The sequence below is a fragment of the Corallococcus sp. AB011P genome (genome assembly GCF_003611605.1).
In the GTDB taxonomy this organism is placed as follows: Bacteria; Myxococcota; Myxococcia; order Myxococcales; family Myxococcaceae; genus Corallococcus; species Corallococcus coralloides.
In genome coordinates this window covers 68779-89573 of sequence record NZ_RAVX01000002.1, presented here as the reverse complement: position 1 = coordinate 89573, position 20795 = coordinate 68779, and the positions used below count along the sequence as shown (strand labels likewise).

The following is a 20795-nucleotide window of genomic DNA, read 5'->3' as shown; positions in this document are numbered from 1 at the left end:
CCGCTTCAGCGCTCGAAGCGGTAGCCCAGGCCGCGCACGGTGAGGAAGTGCCGGGGCGCTTCGGGGTCCGACTCGAACTTCAGCCGCAGCTGGCGCATGAAGTTGTCCACCGTGCGCGCGCTGCCTTCGTAGTGGTAGCCCCACGCGCCGGACAGGAGCTCCTCGCGGGTGAAGGTGCGGCCCGGGTGCGCCAGGAAATGCGCCAGCAGCTTGAACTCCTGCGCCGTCAGCTCCACCGGCTGCCCGTCGCGCGCCACCGTGCGCTGGGACAGGTCCACCTTCACGTCCCCGAACGTCACCGGCGGCGGCGTGATGCCCGTGGCACCGAACCGGCGGCGCAGCACCGCCTTGATGCGCGCGAGCAATTCCTGGAGGCCGAAGGGCTTCACCACGTAGTCGTCCGCGCCCAGGTTGAGGCCCAGGATTTTATCCGACTCCTGGCCCCGCGCGGACAGCACCACCACGGGCGTGTCCCGGCCGCGCTGGCGCAGCTCGCGGATGACTTCGTAGCCGTTCAGCTCCGGCAGCATCAGGTCCAGCACCAGCAGGTCCGGCGCCTCGTCCAGCGCCTTGGCCAGGCCCGTGCGGCCGTCCTGGGCCTGGAGCACTTCGTAGCCTTCGAAGCGCAGGTTCATGGACACTCCGGTGAGGATGGACAGGTCGTCCTCCACCACCAGGATGCGCTGGGGCTTCTCCTCTTGGGGAACGGACGTGCTCATGCGCGGCTGACCGGGAGCTGGAGGGTGAAGCAGCTGCCCTGGCCGGGCTCGCTCTTCACGGTGATGCGGCCGCCGTGCGCGTCCACGATGCGCTTGCTGATGGCGAGCCCCAGACCGCTGCCCTCCGTCTTGCGCGTGAGCAGGTTGTCCACCCGGTAGAAGCGCTCGAAGATGCGCTTGCGGTCCTTCTTGGCGATGCCCACTCCGTTGTCCTCCACCGACAGGTTCACGTGTCCGCCGTCTCTCTGTGCCCGGAGGGCGATTTTGCGGTGGGTGGGCCCACTGTACTTGTAGGCATTCTGCAACAGGTTGAGCAGCGCGCCCGCCACCGCGACCCGGTCCACGTCGACATGGGGGAGCCCGTCCTCCACCTTCACGGTGAACTCCATGCCGTCGCCGTGCCGCTGCGTGCGGAAGGCCACCACCGCCGCGTCCACCACGTCCGTCACCGGCAGGGACTCGCGCTGGTACACCTTGCGGCCGCTCTCGATGCGCGCCCAGTCCAGCACCCGCTCGATGAGGTCCGACAGGCGCTCGGTCTCCTTCGTGAGCAGGTCCAGCACCTCCTGCTGCTGCGCCGGGTCCTTCAGCCGGCCCAGGGCCAGCGTCTCGATGAACATCCGGATGGAGGTGAGCGGTGTGCGCAGCTCATGGCTCACCAGCGACACGAAGTCCGTCTTCATGCGCGACAGGCGCGCCTCGCGGTAGAGCACGCGGGCGGTGTAGCCCACGCCGAAGGTGAGCGTCAGATAGAACAGGCCCAGGAGCACGCCGTACACGGCGCGGTTGCGCGTGGACGCGCTCGCCACCGGGTCCTCGCCCATGGGCAGCACCACCAGGCGGAAGTCCTGCAACGGCGCGGACAGCACGCGCTCCGCGAGCACCGGCGGCCCCATCGCGTTCTGTCGCGCCTGGGCCACCTCCGACATCAGCCGGTTGACGAGCCCGCCCTCGCTGGACGTGTCGCGCGGCACGGGCAGCAGCGTGAAGCGCACCGGCTCCGACGTGGCCCGCCCCTGCGCCTTGTCCGACAGGAGCGAGTCCAGCGCCACGCCCGACAGCCGCACGCCCCGCACGGTGGCGCCCTGGCGCTCGGCGGCCACCATCACCGCGCGGCCTCCCGTGGCGAGCGAGAAGACGGTGGGCACCGTGGGCAGCGAGGCGGCCTCCGGCACCAGCGCCGCCAGGGCCTCCGCCAGCTGCGGGTCCTTCGTGTGGATGAGCCCGTTCTCCACGTGGAAGGTGCCGTCCGGGTCGGACAGCTCCTGGTCATCCGGCAGGAGGAAGGCCAGCCGCTCGGTGCCCACGCGCTCCAACCGTCCGCTGCTGAGCGCGCGGGGCACCTCCGCGGACAGGTCCGCCAGCGTCCCCCGCCACGCGGCCTCCAGGCGTTTCTCCACCGCGGCGCGCTCGTTGATGATGGCCACGACGCCGAATCCGGACAGGCCGGCCGAGGGCAGCACGACCAGCAGGATGAGCAGCGCGAACGTGCGCCGGAAGCTGAGGATGACGGGCGCGGGACGAGACACGGCTCCCTGTGTCTACACGCGACGGCGGCCGGGTGCTCGCGGCTTTTGGGGGAGGGGGGAGTCTTCCCGACATTGTCCGGAGGCATACGGCGGGTGGGGAGGGCGTCGACTTCGGGTGGGCGGCTGAGCGAGCATGCGGCTCTCGGGAAGGCGTGTGAGCAGGGCCGGCACGCTTCCAGACAGGCCGTGGGGCATGCGCGCAGGGTGGGGCTGGAGGGGCGCGCGAAAGCCTTCGCGGGAGGGGATGGCATTTCCGATGCGACGGCAGGGATGGGCCGCGCTGTGCGCGGTGACGACGCTGGTGCTGTCGGGTTGCAAGGAGCGCGAGGTCTCGGGCACCTGGAGCAATGCCTCCGGGTCCGTGGCGCTCAGCCGGGACGACTCGCTGCTCTACGTGGTGGACGCGGACAACGGCATCCTCGCCGTGGTGGACACGGCCCGCCGGGAGAAGGTGTCCGAGGTGCGGGTGGGCCCGCGTCCGGAGCGCGTGACGGTGGGCCCGGACGACACCGTGTACGTGACGAACCGGGGCGGCAGGAGCGTGTCCGTCATCCGCAAGGGTGACGCGGTGGAGGCCGCGCGCGTCCCGGTGGGTGTGGAGCCCACGGGGATGGCGGTGTCTCCGGACGGCAGCACGCTGTACGTGGTGAACAGCGCCATGCGCGAGTCCGCCGCGCGGGGCAGCCTCACCGCCATCGACACGGGCACGCTCACTGCGCGCTGGGAGCTGCCGCTGGGCGAGGAGCCGCGAGGCATCGCGCTGCTGGAGGACGGCCGCAAGGCGGCGGTGTCGCTGTTCCGGCAGGGCGACGTGATGACGGTGGACCTGTCTGACGCGACCCAGCCCCGGGTGCTGCGCGGCGGCACGGACCTGCTCGCGAAGGCGAACCGGCCGTCGCCCTCTGCTGCCCCCTCGGAGTTCGAGCCGCTGCCCATGAACCCCCAGCAGGGCCCGCGCTCCTTCCGGTCGCGCGGCATGGTGGACCTGTTGAGCGCTCCGGATGGGCGGCGCCTCTTCGCGCCGGTGCTGTGGTCGCGCGAAGACCCCTTGGGCGGGCCCGTGGACGGCCGCGGGCCCAATCCGGGGGAGTCCATGTACGGCGGCGGGACGCCCTGCGGCGCGGCGGCCGGTGGCGGCGTGGTGGCCGCGGGCCTCATCACCTTCGACGCGGAGGACGAAGCGCCCCGGCCGGTGGTGGACGACCTGGACGAGTGCAAGCCGCCGCCGGAGGAGAAGCCGGACTACCCCACGTCGCTCATCGCGAGCCCCTTGTTCGAAACGCCCTTGCAGGGGCCGGTGGCGGCGGTGGTGGACCCCACGGGCGCGTGGCTGTTCCTGGTGAACCAGGATTCGAACAACGTGGCCATCCTGCCCTCGTGGCGCCGCTCCGGTTCGGACCTGGTGAATGAGACGAGCCCGGTGCGGCAGCTGGTGGCCGTGGGCGCGGGGCCCAACGGCATCGCGCTCACGCGGGACGGGCGCAAGGCGTACGTCTACAACGCGTTCGACCACACGGTCAGCACGCTGGGCTCCAGCGGCAATGAATGGGGCGACATCAACGAGGAGGGCGAGCGTCTGGTCATCGCGGGCGACACGCTGTCTCCGATGGCGGCGGAGGGCCGGCGGTTGTTCTTCAGCGCGGTGGATGCGCGGATGACCAGCCCGGCCGTGGCGGTGTCCTGCGCGTCGTGCCACCTGGAGGGCCGCGAGGACGGCCACGTTTGGGGCTTCCCGGACGGGCCGCGCCAGACGCCCAGTCTGGCGGGGCGCATGACCACGGCGACGGCGCCGTTCCACTGGAGCGGTGAGTTCTCCGCGCTGGGGGACTTCATGAACGCCACGGTGAAGGACCGCATGGGCGGCCAGGTGCTGAACGAGGACACGGTGGCGAAGCTGGGAGCGTTCATCGACGCCATCCCCGCGCCGGACAACGTGTCCCGGGGCGAGCCGCTGACCGAGTCCCAGGCGCGCGGGGCTGCCCTCTTCACTCAGGCGAAGTGCGACACGTGCCACACGGGCGCGGCGCTCACGGACAACCGCAACGTGGACGTGGGCACGTTCGTGCTCTCGGGCGTGCTGCGGGACGCGGCGGCGGTCATCGAGGCGGGGCTCAACACGCCGTCGCTGCTGGGCGTGGGCCGCACCGCGCCGTACCTGCATGACGGCAGCGCGCCCACGCTCAAGGCCCGCCTGCTGAACGGCCGCGAGTCGAACCTGCACGGCACGACGGCGGGGCTGTCCGACGCGGACGTGGACGACCTGGTGGCGTACCTGGAGACGCTGTAGCGGAAGAAGCGAACCGCACCAGCGCGGCCATTGCCTCTGGAGATGGCCGCGCCGCGCAGGGTTCTTGCTTGAGCACTGCCGCGCGGGCATGAAGACCCTCGTTCATGGGTCCCTCCTCGCAGGCGGCGGGTCAGCTCCGTCTCAAGTTCGCGCCGTCGCCCTGGGGGCTCGTGGTGGTGCTGCTGGTCCACCACTTCGGGCTCTGGGCCTGGACGGCCTGGCGCCGGGACCTCCCACTGCTCCTGGTGTTGGATCGCTGGGACTCGCACCACTACAGCACGCTGGTCCTGGAGGGCTACTCATGGCCTCTCTGGGCCTTCCTGCCGCTGTACCCGGGCCTGGTCTGGCTGGTGCGGCAGGGGCTGGGGGGCACGCTGCCGCCCCAGGTCGTCGGCGCGGCCCTGTCCACGGCCTGCCTGCTGGGCTTCGTCGCGTGGAACACCCACCAGTCGCGGCAGGGGCCGCAGCGCGAAGGGATGACGGCCCGGACGCCTTGGGGGTGGTTCGTCTTCCTCTACGGTCCCGCCAGCTTCGCGCTCCACTCGCACCACACGGAGGGGCTCTTCCTGCTCCTGTCGTTCGGGGCCCTGGTGTGTGCCTCGCGTGGGCAGCTCCTGCCCTCCGCCGTGCTGGTTTCACTCTGCATCTTCACCCGGAACCAGGGTTGCTTCGTGGCGATCGCCGCCGCGCTCCTGGCCGCCATGCGCGAGCCGTCGTGGCGCGAGCGCATCGTGCGCTTCGGCTTCATGGGGTGCATGGCGCTGGTGGCGTTCGGAGGGTTGCTCGTCTTCGAGTGGAGCCGCTCCGGTGACCCCTTCATGTTCTTGAAGGCCCAGCGGGAGTGGAACCACGTGGACTCCCTCTGGGGCGCCGTCCGGGGACTGTGGTTCGGCAACCCCTGGCACAAGGGGTTCAACGGCTGGCTGGTGCTGCGGAACGTCTTCGGGGCGGCGTGGCTGGTGTTCGGGGTGATGTTGTGGCGCCGCGACCGGGCCCTGGGCCTCTATGTCCTGTTGTCGCTCCTGGTGATGCTGCCCCAAGGTGACCTGGGAAATGCCTTCCGCTTTGGCGCGGTGCTCTTCCCGGTCATGTTCGTCGCGGGCGACTGGCTGGCCACGCGTCCCAAGGCGTTGCGCTGGACGGTGGCGCTGCTGCTCGTGTGGCTCAATCACAAGGCCACTCATGCCTATGCCATCGCGAAGTGGCCTTACTGAGTGGGGCCGTTCACCGCGCCGCGGGCTTTGGCGGAGCCGGAGTCACGGAGCCCGGAGGCGCGGAGAGCCGGTCCGGTGAGCCCGCGCGCGGCGCGGTGAGGCTGTCCAGCGGCTCCAGCGGCGCATCCAGGAGGAGGCTGCCCCCTGCGTCGGCCGGAAGCTCCGTGCCCGCGTCCGCCGTCGAATCCACCACGCCGTGATTCGACGTCACCGCGAGCCGGGCCACGTCCATCGCACGGTCGGGGTCGTCGCCCAGCCAGGTCACGACCACGACACACGGCGCGTCGTCATCCCACGCCACCACCTGCGTCATGCCCTGCACGGGGTTGCGGCGCGCGGCGGCGCGGCCCAGCGCCGGAATCTCCTCACCGCCCGCGTTCAACGTGGGCGCGAGCAGTGCGCGCACATCCGCGTTCGCGTAGGTCGGCTGGCAGTCATACGCCACCGACACGGACAGGTCCGCCAGCGCCGCCGAACGCAGCGAACACACGGGCCCGCACGTGGGACACGCGCGCTCCTCCTTCATCGTGAAGCCATTCAGGGTCAGGTCGCGCAGGTCCGCCGGCAGCAGCTCCTCGCACGAGGGCACCGTCAGCGTGGACGGCCGTCCCGGCAGCCCGATGGGCCCCGCGTCCGACGCGTCCGTGCCCGCACCGGGCCTGCTGCACGCGCCCAGGGCGAGCGCCATCAGCAGTGCACCCCGTCCGACCCTCATCCCGTTGGCTCTCCTCACCGACGCCATGCGCGCGGCGCGGATGGTAGACCGTGCCCGGCCCCCGTCATCAGCATTGTGGCGCGGCTGCCTCTTTCCGGACGCGACCGGATGGCGGGGGAGAGGCCGGGCAGGCCGACCTCGTTCACGGCCGGAGCGTGGGCTAGGCTGCCTGCCTTCCTCCACCATGCGCTTCCCCGGTCTCCTCAGCCTGTCGCTCCTGGCCCTGGCGCCGGCCCTCTCCGCCCGGGCCCAGACGTCCAGTCCGCCTCCCCGGAGCGCGACCCCCGACGAGTCCTGGAGCGAACCCGGCAAGACCGCTTCCGAAGCCCCACCCGCGCGTCCCCAGGCCGCGCCTGGCGAGGAAGAACCCTCCCGCGTCGAGCCGCCGACCGAAGCCGAGGGCTGGGAGTCCTTCCCCGGCGCCTCCGCCCCCGTCCCCGCGCCACCTCCGCCTCCGCCGCCCCAGGCCGCTCCGCCGCCGCTCGCCGAGCCGCCACCCGCGGGCCGCCGCGTCAAGGCTCCCCGTCCGCCGCCGCCACCCCAGGCCCCCAACCGCTACGGCCTCTACGGTGGCCGGTCGCTGGGCTCCGGACACGCGGGCGTGGGCATGGAGCTGGGCTTTCCCTTCGTGTCCGCGCGCGGCGTGTACGGGGTGCTGGAGCACCTGGACCTGGGGCTGGGCGTGGACACCGTCCACGGCCTGATGACCGAGCTGCGCGCCAGCGCCCGCCTTACCGTCCTGGACAGCGACAACGTCAGCCTCGCCTTCGTGGTGGACGGCGGCCATGCGTTCTTCCTTCGTCCCCCGGACACGGAGGACAAGGGCGCGCGCTACCTGAGCGGCCGGCGCGACTGGAACGTGGCCCCGGGGCTGGTGGCGTCCTTCCAGGGCGACAGCCCGCGCGCGTGGCGGCCGTACCTGGACGTCCGCGCCCTGATGGCCTTCGACATGGACCCCGTCCAGAAGGATCCGCTGTCCGGCATGCCGCCCGCGTGGAAGCTGGATGCCTCCGTCCTTGTGCGGCTGGGCGCGGAGTTTCCCGTCGGAGAGAAGACGTCCTACGCTGTCTCGCTCGGTGGCGACTTCCGCAGCCGGTCCTCGGACGCGGAGTTCATGCCCACGCTGTCCGTGGGCGTGGTGTCCACGCTGTTCTGAAAATCCCCCCTCCCCCCGCTAGACCCGAGGTCATCACATGCGCGGCAGTGTCATCGGTGCAGGTTCGTTCGGAACGGCGCTCGCCAACGTGCTCGCGGTGAATTGCGACGAAGTCCGCCTGTGGGGCCGTGAGCCCTCCACCGTGGAGGCCATCAACACCCGCCACGAGAACGACACCTACTTGAAGGGCATCCCCCTCTCCGAGCGCGTGCGCGCGACCACGGACCTGGAGGAGGCGCTGGCCGGGTCGGAGATGGTGGTGCTCGCCACGCCCAGCCACGCCACGCGGGAAGTGCTCGCGCGCGCCAAGGACTTCCTGCCCAAGAGCGTGCCGCTCGTCACGGTGTCCAAGGGCATCGAGAACGGCACGCTGCTCACCATGACGGAGCTCTTGGAGGACTGTCTGCCGGAGGAGTTCCACCCGTACGTCGCGGTGCTCTCCGGCCCCAGCTTCGCCAAGGAGCTGGCGCGTCGCATGCCCACGGTGGTGACCATCGCGTCGCACTGGGACAAGGTAGCCCAGCGCTGTCAGAAGGCGCTCCAGACGGACACCTTCCGCTCGTACACGTCCACGGACGTGGTGGGCGTGCAGTACGGCGGCGCGCTGAAGAACGTCATCGCCATCGCCGCGGGCATGGCGGACGGCCTGGGCATGGGCCACAACGCGCGGGCCGCCATCATCACGCGCGGCCTGGCGGAGATTACGCGGCTCGCGGTGCGCAAGGGCGCCAACCCGCTGACGCTCTCCGGCCTGTCCGGCATGGGCGACCTGGTGCTCACCTGCACGGGCGAGCTCAGCCGCAACCGCCACGTGGGCATGGAGCTGGGCAAGGGCCGCAAGCTGCCGGACATCCTCGCGGAGATGAAGGAGGTCGCCGAGGGCGTGAAGACCGCCAAGAGCGCGCGCGACCTGTCCCTCAAGACGGGCGTGGAGCTGCCCATCTGCGAGCAGGTCTACCTCATCGCCTACGAGGGCAAGAACGCCAAGATGGCGGTGGTGGACCTGATGACGCGCCAGCCGAAGTCGGAGCTGTCCGGCGTCTGAAGACGCCGCAAGGCGCTAGTAGCGGCGCGGCTTCGCTTCGGGGCTGGCGCCGCGCACGCGCCACACGGTGAGCCGCTCGGAGTTGGTGTGGCTCAGGACGAGTCCCTCCGTCTGCATCTCCTCCAGCAGGCGGTTCGTCTTGAGCCGGTCCAGCCCGATGGTGCGGCCCAGCAGGTCGCCGGGCATGCCGCTCAGGTTGGAGCGCAGCTCGTTGATGATGGCGCGCTTGAACTCGTTCTTCTGCAGGCCGTCGATGTCCTGCGACCGCCACGAGGACAGGATGCCCCAGCCGATGAGCAGCAGCGTCACCACGGCGAGCACCGGGTAGACGATGTGGCTGTTCTTCTCCAGCAGCTCGATGTAGCCGGTGGAGATGGACGAGACGGGCCGGTCGTAGCCCGGCCCGGAGTCCTGTCCGGGCAGGCCTTCGATTTGGGCCGTCAACAGAGGGATGAGCAGTTTCAGCGCGGGAGCCAAGGCCCCCCGACTCTACGGGGAGGGCCCCCGCGCCGACAACCCGCCCACCGTCAGACGACGCCGATGGACTCGGACGCACCCTCGGCGAACAGGGTGGTGTCCGCCTTGGCCAGGAGCGTCGCCAGGCCCTCGCGCTTCACCGCGCTGATGGCCACGCCGCCCCGGGAGCGCAAGAGCGACTCCACCTCGTCCTCGGACAGCTGGTCCGCCTTGTTCCACACCATCAGGCGCGGCTTCTCCATCAGGCCCAGCGAGGCGAGGATCTTCTCCACCGCCTCCACCTGGTCGTCGCGCGCCGGGTCGCTCGCGTCCACCACGTGCAAGAGGAGGCTTGCGTCGTACAGCTCCTCCAGCGTGGCGCGGAAGGCCGCCACCAGGTCCTTGGGCAGGTCCCGGATGAAGCCCACCGTGTCGGTGATGATGACCTCGCGCTCCTGCGGGAAGCGCAAGCGCCGGCTCGTGGGGTCCAGCGTGGCGAACAGCTTGTCCTCCGCCAGCACCTCCGCGTTGGTGATGGCGTTGAGCAGCGTGGACTTGCCCGCGTTGGTGTAGCCCACGATGGAGATGACCGGCACCTCGCGCCGGTTGCGCTGCGCCCGGCGGACGCTGCGCTCGCGGCTGATGACGTCGATGCGGCGCTCCAGGTTGGTGATCCGCTCGCGCACGCGGCGACGGTCGATTTCGAGCTTCGTCTCACCCGGACCGCGGCCGCCCACGCCACCGCCCATGAGGCGGCTGAGCGAGTCATCCCCCTGCACCAGCCGGGGCAGCCGGTACTTCAGCTGCGCCAGCTCCACCTGCAGCTTGCCCTCGGCCGTCTGCGCGCGCTGCGCGAAGATGTCCAGGATGAGCTGCGTGCGGTCCAGGATTTTCAGGCTCGTCGCGTCCCCGATGTGGCGGCCCTGCGACGGGGTGAGGTCCTTGTCGAGGATGAGCAGGTCCACCATGGACTGCATGGAGCGCAGGTTCAGGTCCTCCAGCTTGCCCCGGCCGATGAGGTAACGCGGATCCGCTTCGCGCTTCATCTGGAGCACGCTGTCCACCACCTCCACGCCCGCGGTGCGCGCCAGCTCCTTCAGCTCCGCCAGGGACGACTCCGCACGCGCGCGGTTGCCGTCCAGGCACACCGCCACCAGGATGGCGCGCTCCTTCCCGGACACCGTGCGCGCGGCCGCCTTGCGGTTGAACTCCTCCTCCAGCGCGTCCAGCGTGGACAGCAGGTCCGGCTGTTCAACGTGCACGGAGGGCAGGGTGGACACGTGCCAGAACTCACCCGCGCCGTTCTCCGGCACCAGGTAGGCCCAGTGCAGCACGCCGGGCAGGCCTTCGTTGCCCACGCCCACGGCCGCCACGCAGTCCAGGCGCAAGAGCGCCAGGTCCGTGAGGTCGTCCTTCGTCAGGGGCTCGCTCTTCAGGTGCGTGTGCACCAGCCGCAGGCCACGCAGACGAATCTGGCCCGCGCGCGCACGGCCGATGTCCGGCAGCTCCAGCTTGTGCGCGTTGCCCACCACGACGTGCTCGATGTCGCCCTTGCGGTTGATGAGGACGCCCACCTGACGGTTGAGCTCGTGCGACAGCTCGGTGAGGTGGCGGGCAAGCTCCGCGGACACGATTTCGCGCGGATCCACACGGCGGCGGAAGGTGTTGCGCAGCCGCTGCTGCTCGCTCGACTTCAGGCCCAGGGTGTTGCCGTAGATTTCCTTCAAACCGTTTCTCCTGGCGCGGACATCGAACGACCCGCGCCGCATTCAAGGCATTGGATGGACTGGGGCCACCCGCGTTTCATGACAAAGGCCCTCAGCCGGTGTGCCGCGCCGCCTGGTGAACAACCGGCCACGCGCGTCCTTTCCCGTTCCAGCCTACGCTGCCTCCCGTGACTGATTCCGCACGCAACGCCTTGCGCGGGGCCCGCCGCGTGGTGGTGAAGATTGGGACCAACGCGCTGACGAGCGCCACGGGCCGCTTCAACCGTGCCCACTTCGACGCGCTGGGGCAGGACCTGCTGTGGGCCGCCGGGGGCCGGGAGCTGGTGGTGGTGTCCAGCGGCGCCATCGCGCTGGGCATGGAGCGGCTGGGGCTGCCCGCTCGCCCCCGGGACATCCCCGGCAAGCAGGCGTGCGCGGCGGTGGGGCAGAGCCGCCTGATGCAGGCGTACGAGGAGGCCTTCGGCCACGCGGCCCGGACGGTGGCCCAGGTGCTGCTCACCCACGAGGACGTGCAGGAGCGCCGCCGCTACCTCAACGTGAAGCACACGCTGGATCGCCTGCTGGCCGCGGGCGTGGTGCCGGTCATCAACGAGAATGACACCGTGTCCGTGGACGAGCTGAAGTTCGGCGACAACGACACGCTGGCGAGCCTGGTGGCCGGCGTGGTGGAGGCGGACGCGCTGGTCCTCCTGTCGGACGTGGAGGGGCTCTACACCGCCGACCCGCGCAGGGACGCCGAAGCCCGCCTGATGCCCGCCGTGCCGCGCGTCACCGCGGACGTGCTGGCCCTGGCCGGCGACGCCACCAGCGCGGTGGGCACCGGCGGCATGGCGTCCAAGGTGCGCGCCGCCGCCCGCGCCGCGGAGCTGGGCATCCCCTGCGTCATCACCTCCGGCGCGGTGCCGGGCCGCCTGCGCGGCGTGCTCCAGGGCGAGGCCGTGGGCACGCTCTTCGAGCCCGCCGGACGCCGCAGCGCGCGCACCGCGTGGATCGCCCACGCCCTGAGGCCCCGGGGCCGGCTGGTGGTGGACGCGGGCGCGAAGGAGGCCATCCTCACCGGCAAGCGCAGCCTGCTGCCCAGCGGCGTGACGGACGTGGAGGGGGACTTCGGCCGGGGAGACCCGGTGGACCTGACGGACGCGGCCGGGACGGTGTTCGCCCGGGGCCTGTCCACCTACGACGCCAACGAGCTCAGGCGCATCGCCGGGCGGCGCAGCGCGGACATCGAGGCGGTGCTGGGCTACCGCTACCTGGATGAGGCGGTGCACCGCGACGACCTGGCGGTGCTGTAGCCGCGGTCCGCGCAACGTGCGCCTAGATGGAGCTGGAGACGGACTTCACCGTGCCGGTCGCCGGCTCCGTCAGCCGCATCAGCGCGCGGAACTCAGGGGAGTCCACCTTCATCAGGAGCAGCGACACCTCCAGCTCCCCCGGCACCCGGCCCAGCTGGAGCTTGCGCTCCTGGCCGTGCAGCAGAGCGAGCTGCGAGTGGCCTTCCCCTTCCGGCAGGGACAGGTCCACCTGGAGCTGGAACGAGTCGCCCTCGCCCTTGGGCGTGAGCACCAGCCGGTAGTCCGCCACCGTCGCGCCCGGACGGCGGCGCTCGGCGCGAAGGGTGCGGCCCGCCTCGCCCAGCAGCTTGGGCTGGGCGATCAGCCGGCCGTCGCGCCGGACCTCCAGCGCGAAGTAGAGCGGTTCGTTGCGGGCGTGCGCCGGCGTGGAGACGAAGGCCAGCAGCACCAGCGCCAGCCCGGGAAGCCACTTCTTCAGCAGGGAGGTGCGGTCCATGGTCGAGCCCTCGTCAAAGCTTCGGTCCGCCGCGTCGGCCCCACGGCAGCCAGCAAAGCCTCCAGGAGGCCCGCTGTCGCTTCTCACCCAAATCGACAATATCCAAGGAATAACCCAGACGCGCCCCGAGTGCGAGCCCCACGCCCGGGGTTGTCTGCTGGCTTGCGGACGAAACGAGGGGTACATGGCAGTACCTGCTTGCCTGTTCAGGTTGGGGCGGCTATCCCCCCTTGGACGGAGCCAGCCCCCTCCGCTGTTCCTTTTCTGTTCGTTTCACGTCCTGCCCCCTTCTCCCACCCCGGAAGTCCCCGGTCTCTTGATCTCCCGGGTCCTGTCCGCCATGGTCACCGATCACCTGAATGGACCGCACGGAACGCATCCTTGATCTCGTGGCACTGCTGCTCGACGCGCGGGAACCCATCTCGTGGGCCGAGCTGCGTGAGCACTTCCCCGCGGACTACGGCGGTTCGGATGACGCCGCGGAGCGCAAATTCGAACGCGACAAGGCGGAGCTCGTCGAGCTGGGCTTCCCGCTGAGCTACGTGCAGGGCGACGACGAGCGGCGCGACGGCTACCTCGTCGACCGCAACGTCTACTACCTGCCGGAGGCGGACCTCACGAAGGAGGAGCTGGCCGTGCTCTACGCCGCCGGTTCCGCCGCGCTGGCGTCCGGCGCGTTCCCCGGCCGCGACGACCTGGCGCACGCGCTGCGAAAAATCGGCTTCTTCGCTGGCGAATCCCTGCCCACCCCGCGCGTGCGCATGGAGCTGGGCACCGGCCAGCAGGGCCAGGAGAAGGAGGTCTCCGCCCGCCTGGAGCAGCTCTGGGATGCGTGCTCCACCCACAAGTGGGTGCAGCTGACCTACGGCAGCCCCCGCAAGGACGGCGTCACGGAGCGGCGCGTGGACCCGTACGGCCTGGCGCTCAGGCGCGGCGTGTGGACGCTGGTGGGCTACTGCCACCTGCGCCAGGGCCTGCGCACCTTCCATGTCCACCGCATCCGCGAGCTGAAGGTGAACACCGCCCGGCCGCGCACGCCGGACTTCGAGGTGCCGGCGGACTTCTCGCTGGACGCCCACGTGGCGTACTTCCCCTGGCAGTACCGCTTCCATGAACCGCTGGAGGTGACGCTCCAGCTCACCGGGCCGCAGGCCTCGCGCGCGGGCTCGCTGTTCCCGGGCGCGGCGCTGGAGCCGGTGTCGGAGGGCGTGGTGCGGGCCCGCTTCCCGGTGACGTTCCTGGACGGGCTGACGCGCTTCGTCCTGTCGCTGGGGCAGGACTGCCGCGTGGAGGGGCCTCCGGAGGCGCGCGAGCGCCTGGAGCGGATGGCCGCGAACATCCTGGCGAAGCACGCGCCGGTGGAAGGTCAGCGGGTGAGCGCATGAGCAACGTCCACGAGCGGCTGCGCCGCCTGCTGTTCCTCGTCCCCTACGTCTCCAAGCACCCCGGCGTCACGGTGGAGGCCCTGGCCAAGGCCCTCAACATCAGCCGCGAGGATCTGCTGGAGGAGCTGGACCTGCTCACCTGCGTGGGCCGGCCGCCCTTCAACCCGGACGACTACATCGACATCTACGTGGACAACGACCGCGTCTACGTGGACCTGGATCAGCGCCTGTTCGCGCCGCCCCGGCTGACCGCGGGCGAGGCCGCGGCCCTGGCCGCCGCGGCGGAGCTGCTGCGACCGGCCACCGGCGACGCGCTCCAGAGCGCCCTCACCAAGCTGGAGGGCATCATCCCGCCCGCCGCCCGCGAGCGCTTCCGGGACATGTACCGGAAGATCGACGCCTCCGCGGACGCGCCCCCAGCGCTGGGGCCGCTCACCCGGGCCATCCTGGAGCGGCTGGAGGTGACGTTCGGCTACGCCAGCCCCGGCCGCCCGCCGGAGCCGCGCCGGGTGCGCCCCTACGAGCTGCTCAGCCACCGGGGCCAGTGGTACCTCCAAGGCTTCTGCCACACCCGTCAGGACGCGCGCCTGTTCCGGTTGGATCGCATGGAGGACCTGGCCGTCACCACCACCGCCTTCCAGCCCCCGCCGGACGCCCGCGCGGACGTGCCCAACCCGGCGCGCGGCGCCAGCGAGGCCTCCGTCCGGGTGCGCTTCACCCCCACGGCGGCACCCTACGTGAAGGAGCGCTTCGGCCAGGACGCTCGCCCGCTCGCTGACGGAGGGGTGGAGGTGCGGGTGGCCGGAGACAGTGAGCGCTGGCTCACGCAGTGGGTGCTATCCTTCGGTGGAGAGGCGGAAGTGCTGGAGCCGGCGAGCGCGCGCGCCGCCGTTGCCCGAGCCGTACATGCCTCGATAGGCTCCTAGGACGACATGGCCTTCCAACTGACGATCTCCGAGGGAAAAGACGCCGGCAAGGAGTTCGTCTTCGACCAGGACTCCGTGCTCATCGGGCGCACCTCCGAGTGCGACGTGGTGCTGTACGACCCTGGTATCTCCCGCCGCCACTGCCGCATCTTCAAGGACAGTGACGGCTACGCCGTGGAGGACCAGAAGAGCGCCAACGGCACGGTCGTCAACGGCGCCGCAGTGCAGAAGCGGACCCTGGCGGACGGCGACACGCTGACGCTGGGCCCGGTGACGTTCCTCTTCGCGATCGCCGCGGAGGACGCGCCCACCGGCGAGGACGAGAAGCCCGCGGAGGACGGCGCCAACAGCACGCGCATCGTCTCCATCGACTCCGTGCGCAAGTCGCGCAACAAGAAGGGCGCGGCGCTCGTGCCGGAAGGCGCGGACGAGGAGGACCTGCAGGGCATCCGCGCGGAGTCCACGCGCATGAACATGCGCGCCATCCGCCGGCCCACCTCCAACGCCCAGCGCGCCATCCCGCAGGAGCCGCCTCCGGAAGAGGACGCTCCGGCGGCCATTGAAAAGCCCGCTCCCGCGCCCCCGCCCGCGCGCCGCACCGGCTCCCAGTCCTCCCGCGCGGTGGCCCGCACGCCCCGCGCCGGTGGCGCCAGCGGCGGCGGTGGTGGCCTGTCCGCGGCCGAGCGCGCCCGCATCCGGCGTGAGACGCCGGGTCTGATGGCCAACCTGCGCCTGTTCTGGGCGGAGGCGAACTCCAAGGTCCGCGCGGGCGTGATGGCCGGTGGCGGCGTGGTGGTGCTGGGCCTCTTCGCCCTCGTCGTCTGGCTGGCGAATGGCGTGGACGACAAGATGCCGAAGGGCGAGGAGCCCGTGCGCCTGTCCAACCAGCCCATCAACGACTCGTTCGGCCTGGGTGACGGCGTCACCTGGAACCGGCCGGACATGAAGGTCTTCGAGTGGGAGTTCGTCGCCGCGACGCGCGCGGTGGTCATCCTCCACTACCAGGCCCAGGGCATCTCCAAGGACGAGGTGGTGGTGAGCGTCAACGGCGTGGACGTGGGCAAGGTGCCCCCGGACACGCTGGCCAGCCAGGAGCGCTCGCTGGAGATGATGATCCCGCCTCAGCAGCTGCGTAAGGGCGAGCCCAACCGCATCATCTTCGACAACACCCGCAACCCGCCGGGCGAGGACACCTGGCGCGTGTGGAACGTCTGGGTGGAGCGCGCGCTGCTGCCGGAGCAGCTGACCACGCAGCAGCTCATCGCGAACGCCAGGGATCTCTTCAAGAAGGGCGAAAAGAACTTCCAGACGCCGGACATCGGCGCGCGCAACCGCTACGAGGCCTGGAAGTCCTTCCGCGAGGCGTGGCTGATGCTGGAGGCCCACCCGGACCCGAAGCCGGACCTGTACGACGAGGCCCAGGAAGCCATGAGGCGCGCCCAGCTGGAGCTGGACCGCACCTGCTCCAAGCTGCTGCTGGAGGTGGAGGGCTACTACAACCAGGGCCACTTCAAGCAGGCCGCCTTCACGTTGGATCACATGCGCGAGTACTTCCCCGAGTACGACCAGCCGTGCGCCACGCGCGCGGAGAACAAGCGCGTCGAGTTCGGCCTGTAGCTAAAGCCGTCGTCTAACGGACGGTGCAACCCCGCCAGGAAGGCGGGCGGGGCCCGTCCGGGTTGCCGGTCCCTCCCTCCGTTCCCACCCTGAATGGGGTGATGCGTGAGCTGGCGGGGGAGGACGGGCGAACGGAAGGGTTGGTTCCAGCGACGCGCTCGCCGGGACCGGTGCCGGAGCACGGCCCGGTGTGGAGCGCCGGGGTGTCCCGGCGCCTGCTCGCCCGGTACTACCTGCCGCAGCACCACACCACCCTCCAGGGCAATGCGTGCCGGCTCCTGCGCGACGGCGTGGAGGCCTATCCGGAGATGCTGGAGGCCATCCGCCGGGCGCGCCGCTCCATCCGCCTGGAGACGTACATGTTCGTCACCGACGCGGTGGGCGAGCTCTTCGGCCAGGCGCTGGCGGAGGCCGCCGAGCGCGGCGTGCACGTGAAGGTCCTCTACGACGCGGTGGGCTCATGGACCAGCCGCAGGAGCTTCTTCGAAGGCCTGCGCCAGCGCGGCGTGGACGTGCGGGCCTTCAAACCCTTCAGCCTCCAGCGTGGGCTGCGCCACCTGCTGCGCCGGGACCACCGGAAGATTCTCGTGGTGGACGGCACGGTGGCCTTCACGGGCGGGGTGAACATCGCGGCGCACTGGGCCCCGGAGGGGCAGGGCGTGGCCTGGCGCGACGACGTGCTGCGCATTGAAGGCCCCGCGGTGCATGAGCTGGAGCGGCGCTTCCTGGCCACGTGGCGGATGATGTTCCGCGACCGCCTGAGCCGGCTGCGACGGCGGATCCGCGGCGGGGCCCACGCGCTGGAGGCCCGGCCCCGGAAGGGCGACGTGGGGCTGGCGGTGTTGTCCAGCCGCCGCAGCATCCACCGCGCGTACCTGCACGCCATCCAGCGCGCGCGGCAGAGCGTGCTCATCGCCGCGGGCTACTTCGTGCCGGACCGGCGCATGGTGGCCGCGCTCAAGGACGCGGCGAAGCGGGGCGTGGAGGTGAGCCTGCTGCTCAATGGGGGCAAGAGCGACCACCCGTTCCTCGAGCATGCGACGCGCGCCTTCTACGAGCCGCTGATGGACGCCGGCATCCGCATCTTCGAGTGGCGCCGGGGCGTGTTGCACGCCAAGACCGCCGTGGTGGACGGGGTGTGGGGCACCATCGGATCGTTCAACCTGGAGCGGCTGTCGCTGGCCTTCAACCACGAGGTCAATGCCGTCTTCGCGGACCCCCGGCTGGGGCGCGACCTGGAGGACTCCTTCCGTCTGGATTGTGGCAACTGCCGCGAGGTGGACCTGGCCGTCTTCCGCCGCCGTCCCCTCTGGCAGAAGGCCGTGGAGCGGGTGCTGTACTTCTTCCGCAAGGTGCTCTGAGCGGGTCTGTAAGCCCGGGGTCCCAACCAACCGTCCACCGTCTTCAACGCAGTGCAGGAACCCTTTGCATGCCGGGGGGGACACGCCTAGAAGTTGCGTCATTCCGGCACGGAAGGACGGCAACGCACATGACGGACAGTTTCGGCACCAAGGCCCAGCTCAAGGTGGGCTCGGCGACCTACGACTATTTCAGCCTGGCCACGCTGGCGAAGGCGCACCCGGCGGTCAACCGCCTCCCGTTCTCGCTGAAGGTCCTGCTGGAGAACCTGCTGCGCAACGAGGACGGCCGCGTCGTCAAGCGCGAGCACATCGAGAAGATGCTCGCCTGGGACCCCAAGGCGGCCCCGGAGACCGAAATCTCCTTCCACCCCGCGCGCGTGCTGCTCCAGGACTTCACCGGCGTGCCCGCCGTCGTGGACATGGCCGCCATGCGCGAGGCGCTCGCCGCCATGGGCGGTGACCCGGCGAAGATCAACCCGCGCAACCCGGCGGACCTGGTCATCGACCACTCGGTGCAGATTGATTCGTTCGCCACCACCGCGGCCTTCAAGGAGAACGCGGAGCTGGAGTTCGAGCGCAACCGCGAGCGCTACGCCTTCCTGCGCTGGGGCCAGAGCGCGTTCAAGGGCTTTGGCGTGGTGCCGCCGGACATCGGCATCTGCCACCAGGTGAACCTGGAGTTCCTGGCGCAGGTGACGTTCCGTCAGGGCAGCACCGTGTACCCGGACACGCTGGTGGGCACGGACAGCCACACCACGATGATCAACGGCCTGGGCGTGGTGGGCTGGGGCGTGGGCGGCATCGAGGCGGAGGCGGCGCTGCTGGGCCAGCCCATCACGATGCTGATCCCGCAGGTGGTGGGCTTCAAGCTCACCGGCAAGCTGCCCGCGGGCGCCACGGCCACGGACCTGGTGCTCACCGTCACGCAGATGCTTCGCAAGAAGGGCGTGGTCGGCAAGTTCGTGGAGTTCTACGGCGAGGGTCTGAAGAACCTGTCGCTGCCGGACCGCGCCACCATCGCGAACATGGCCCCGGAGTACGGCGCCACCATCGGCTTCTTCCCGGTGGACGAGGAGAGCTGCAACTACCTGCGCTTCACCGGCCGCCCGGATGACGTGGTGGCGCTGACGGAGGCGTACGCGAAGGAGCAGGGCCTGTGGTTCAAGGCCGGCGCCGAGGAGCCCCTCTTCAGCGACACGCTGGCGCTGGACCTGGCCGCCGTGGTGCCCAGCCTGGCGGGCCCCAAGCGTCCGCAGGACCGCGTGCCCCTGAAGGACATGAAGGCCGGGTACGAGGCGTCGCTCGTGGAGATGCTGTCCGCCGGCAAGAGCAAGGGCGAGGACGACGAGGGCCCCAAGGGCGCCAAGGCCCCCGCGGCCCCGGTGGCCCCGGAGCGGCTGGCCCAGTCCGTCACCGTGAAGGCGGGCAAGCAGAGCTACCAGGTGGGCCATGGCGCGGTGGTCATCGCGTCCATCACCTCCTGCACCAACACGTCCAACCCGGCGGTGCTGGTGGCCGCGGGCATCCTGGCGAGGAAGGCCGTGGAGAAGGGCCTCAAGCCGCAGCCCTGGGTGAAGACGTCCCTGGCCCCGGGCAGCCGCGTGGTGACCGAGTACCTGCGCGACGCGGGCCTGCTGCCCTACCTGGAGGCCGTGGGCTTCCACGTCGTGGGCTACGGCTGCACCACCTGCATCGGCAACTCCGGCCCGCTGCCGGAGGCCGTGTCCAACGCCGTGGTGGAGGGCGACCTGGTGGTGGCGGCGGTGCTGTCCGGTAACCGCAACTTCGAGGGCCGCATCAACCCGCACGTGCGCATGAACTACCTGGCGAGCCCCCCGCTCGTGGTGGCGTACGCGCTGGCCGGTGAAGTGGGCCGCGACCTGGACAACGAGCCGCTGGGCACCGACCCCAACGGCCGCCCGGTGTTCCTCAAGGACATCTGGCCGTCCAACGAGGAGATCAAGGAGACCATCCGCACGGCCGTGAAGCCGGAGCAGTTCCGCAGCCAGTACGCGAACGCCATGGAGGGCGACACGCTCTGGCAGCAGCTCCAGGTGAGCAAGGGCTCCACGTTCAAGTGGGATGACAAGTCCACCTACGTGCGCAAGCCGCCCTTCTTCGAGAACCTCCCGAAGGAGCCCAAGGCGGTGCAGGACATCAAGGGCGCGCGCGTGCTGGCGCTCCTGGGTGACTCCGTCACGACGGACCACATCTCCCCGGCGGGCAACATCGCCAAGACGAGCCCCGCGGCGAAGTACCTCATGGCGGAGGGCGTGGAGCCCAAGGACTTCAACTCCTACGGCGCGCGCCGCGGCAACCACGAGGTGATGGTGCGCGGCACCTTCGCCAACATCCGCCTGAAGAACCTGCTCGTCCCCGGCGTGGAGGGCGGCGTCACGGTGCACATCCCCACGCGTGAGCGGATGAGCATCTACGACGCGTCCATGAAGTACCAGGCGGACGGCACGCCCCTGGTGGTGCTGGCGGGCGCCGAGTACGGCACCGGCTCCAGCCGCGACTGGGCGGCCAAGGGCACGCAGCTGTTGGGCGTGAAGGCCGTCATCGCCAAGAGCTTCGAGCGCATCCACCGCTCCAACCTCGTGGGCATGGGCGTGCTGCCCCTGCAGTTCGAGGCGGGCCAGGACGCGCAGTCGCTGGGCCTCACCGGCCACGAGACGTTCGAAATCACCGGCGTCGCGGACGGCCTCGCGCCGCAGAAGAAGCTCACCGTGAAGGCCATTGGTGAGAAGGGCCCCATCGAGTTCACGGCGGTGTGCCGCATCGACACGCCCAACGAGCTCGACTACTACCGCAACGGCGGCATCCTCCAGTACGTGCTGCGCCAGCTCGCCAAGGCGTAAGGGCAGGCT

The 20795-nt window shown here is 70.7% G+C and carries 16 protein-coding genes; 10 read left to right on the top strand and 6 right to left on the bottom strand.

The genetic code is table 11. The annotated features are described in order from the left end of the window. Nucleotides 1–5 precede the first annotated feature (5 nt). Both D7X30_RS05615 and D7X30_RS05610 read right to left on the bottom strand, forming a co-directional pair. A complete protein-coding gene (locus D7X30_RS05615) occupies nt 6–719 on the bottom strand; it encodes a response regulator transcription factor (protein WP_120561824.1) in 714 nt (237 codons plus the stop codon). After that, entirely contained in the window at nt 716–2248 is a 1533-nt protein-coding gene (locus tag D7X30_RS05610; RefSeq protein ID WP_120561823.1) for a cell wall metabolism sensor histidine kinase WalK, read from the bottom strand. The genes D7X30_RS05615 and D7X30_RS05610 overlap by 4 nt, the downstream gene beginning before the upstream one ends. Before the next feature lie 256 nt (nt 2249–2504). Between D7X30_RS05610 and D7X30_RS05605 the strand changes: the two genes are divergently transcribed. Both D7X30_RS05605 and D7X30_RS05600 read left to right on the top strand, forming a co-directional pair. Continuing rightward, a complete protein-coding gene (locus tag D7X30_RS05605; protein ID WP_120561822.1) occupies nt 2505–4535 on the top strand; it encodes a c-type cytochrome in 2031 nt (676 codons plus the stop codon). A gap of 104 nt (nt 4536–4639) precedes the next feature. Continuing rightward, nucleotides 4640–5749, top strand: coding sequence for a hypothetical protein (locus D7X30_RS05600; protein WP_120561821.1), 1110 nt, complete (start codon nt 4640–4642; stop codon nt 5747–5749). A 10-nt stretch (nt 5750–5759) separates the two neighbouring features. On the opposite strand, the gene D7X30_RS05595 is transcribed toward D7X30_RS05600, so the two are convergent. After that, entirely contained in the window at nt 5760–6464 is a 705-nt protein-coding gene (locus D7X30_RS05595; RefSeq protein WP_199724182.1) for a hypothetical protein, read from the bottom strand. Nucleotides 6465–6648: 184 nt separating this feature from the next. Between D7X30_RS05595 and D7X30_RS05590 the strand changes: the two genes are divergently transcribed. Both D7X30_RS05590 and D7X30_RS05585 read left to right on the top strand, forming a co-directional pair. Further along, nucleotides 6649–7620, top strand: coding sequence for a hypothetical protein (locus D7X30_RS05590; RefSeq protein WP_120561820.1), 972 nt, complete (start codon nt 6649–6651; stop codon nt 7618–7620). 37 nt (nt 7621–7657) lie between these two features. After that, nucleotides 7658–8665: an NAD(P)H-dependent glycerol-3-phosphate dehydrogenase gene (locus tag D7X30_RS05585; RefSeq protein WP_120561819.1), complete on the top strand. Its 1008-nt coding sequence runs from the start codon at nt 7658–7660 to the stop codon at nt 8663–8665. Nucleotides 8666–8680: 15 nt separating this feature from the next. On the opposite strand, the gene D7X30_RS05580 is transcribed toward D7X30_RS05585, so the two are convergent. Together D7X30_RS05580 and hflX are read right to left on the bottom strand one after the other, a co-directional pair. After that, the gene (locus D7X30_RS05580) at nt 8681–9142 is read right to left on the bottom strand and encodes a hypothetical protein (protein WP_233591414.1); all 462 of its coding nucleotides are present in this window, start codon (nt 9140–9142) and stop codon (nt 8681–8683) included. A gap of 50 nt (nt 9143–9192) precedes the next feature. Further along, a complete protein-coding gene (gene hflX / locus D7X30_RS05575) occupies nt 9193–10848 on the bottom strand; it encodes a GTPase HflX (protein ID WP_199724181.1) in 1656 nt (551 codons plus the stop codon). A gap of 167 nt (nt 10849–11015) precedes the next feature. Here hflX and proB point away from each other — a divergent pair, with 167 nt between their 5' ends. Beyond that, entirely contained in the window at nt 11016–12140 is a 1125-nt protein-coding gene (gene proB, locus D7X30_RS05570; protein WP_120561817.1) for a glutamate 5-kinase, read from the top strand. A gap of 22 nt (nt 12141–12162) precedes the next feature. Here proB and D7X30_RS05565 read toward each other — a convergent pair whose 3' ends face one another. After that, entirely contained in the window at nt 12163–12636 is a 474-nt protein-coding gene (locus D7X30_RS05565) for a hypothetical protein (protein WP_120561816.1), read from the bottom strand. A 359-nt stretch (nt 12637–12995) separates the two neighbouring features. Here D7X30_RS05565 and D7X30_RS05560 point away from each other — a divergent pair, with 359 nt between their 5' ends. The 5 genes from D7X30_RS05560 (at nt 12996) to acnA (ending at nt 20786) form a co-directional block, all read left to right on the top strand. Then, nucleotides 12996–14021, top strand: coding sequence for a YafY family protein (locus D7X30_RS05560; RefSeq protein ID WP_120561815.1), 1026 nt, complete (start codon nt 12996–12998; stop codon nt 14019–14021). Beyond that, on the top strand, nt 14018–14947 hold the full coding sequence (locus tag D7X30_RS05555; RefSeq protein WP_014394101.1) for a YafY family protein: 930 nt from the start codon (nt 14018–14020) through the stop codon (nt 14945–14947). Before D7X30_RS05560 ends, D7X30_RS05555 begins: the two co-directional genes overlap by 4 nt. 6 nt (nt 14948–14953) lie before the next feature. Beyond that, a complete protein-coding gene (locus D7X30_RS05550; protein ID WP_120561814.1) occupies nt 14954–16564 on the top strand; it encodes an FHA domain-containing protein in 1611 nt (536 codons plus the stop codon). 101 nt (nt 16565–16665) lie between these two features. Next, a complete protein-coding gene (locus tag D7X30_RS05545; protein WP_120561813.1) occupies nt 16666–17925 on the top strand; it encodes a phosphatidylserine/phosphatidylglycerophosphate/cardiolipin synthase family protein in 1260 nt (419 codons plus the stop codon). Between the two features lie 128 nt (nt 17926–18053). Then, complete coding sequence (gene acnA, locus D7X30_RS05540; RefSeq protein ID WP_120561812.1) at nt 18054–20786, top strand: aconitate hydratase AcnA; 2733 nt, start codon at nt 18054–18056, stop codon at nt 20784–20786. Nucleotides 20787–20795 lie beyond the last annotated feature (9 nt).

Excerpts from the sequence above, each read along its gene's own strand:
- D7X30_RS05585 (WP_120561819.1), top strand. The coding sequence starts at position 7,658 with ATGCGCGGCAGTGTCATCGGTGCAGGTTCGTTCGGAACGGCGCTCGCC.
- acnA (WP_120561812.1), top strand. The coding sequence starts at position 18,054 with ATGACGGACAGTTTCGGCACCAAGGCCCAGCTCAAGGTGGGCTCGGCG.
- D7X30_RS05595 (WP_199724182.1), bottom strand. The coding sequence starts at position 6,464 with ATGAGGGTCGGACGGGGTGCACTGCTGATGGCGCTCGCCCTGGGCGCG.
- D7X30_RS05565 (WP_120561816.1), bottom strand. The coding sequence starts at position 12,636 with ATGGACCGCACCTCCCTGCTGAAGAAGTGGCTTCCCGGGCTGGCGCTG.
- D7X30_RS05600 (WP_120561821.1), top strand. The coding sequence starts at position 4,640 with ATGGGTCCCTCCTCGCAGGCGGCGGGTCAGCTCCGTCTCAAGTTCGCG.
- D7X30_RS05590 (WP_120561820.1), top strand. The coding sequence starts at position 6,649 with ATGCGCTTCCCCGGTCTCCTCAGCCTGTCGCTCCTGGCCCTGGCGCCG.
- D7X30_RS05615 (WP_120561824.1), bottom strand. The coding sequence starts at position 719 with ATGAGCACGTCCGTTCCCCAAGAGGAGAAGCCCCAGCGCATCCTGGTG.
- D7X30_RS05550 (WP_120561814.1), top strand. The coding sequence starts at position 14,954 with ATGGCCTTCCAACTGACGATCTCCGAGGGAAAAGACGCCGGCAAGGAG.
- D7X30_RS05605 (WP_120561822.1), top strand. The coding sequence starts at position 2,505 with ATGCGACGGCAGGGATGGGCCGCGCTGTGCGCGGTGACGACGCTGGTG.
- D7X30_RS05545 (WP_120561813.1), top strand. The coding sequence starts at position 16,666 with ATGCGTGAGCTGGCGGGGGAGGACGGGCGAACGGAAGGGTTGGTTCCA.
- D7X30_RS05560 (WP_120561815.1), top strand. The coding sequence starts at position 12,996 with ATGGACCGCACGGAACGCATCCTTGATCTCGTGGCACTGCTGCTCGAC.
- D7X30_RS05555 (WP_014394101.1), top strand. The coding sequence starts at position 14,018 with ATGAGCAACGTCCACGAGCGGCTGCGCCGCCTGCTGTTCCTCGTCCCC.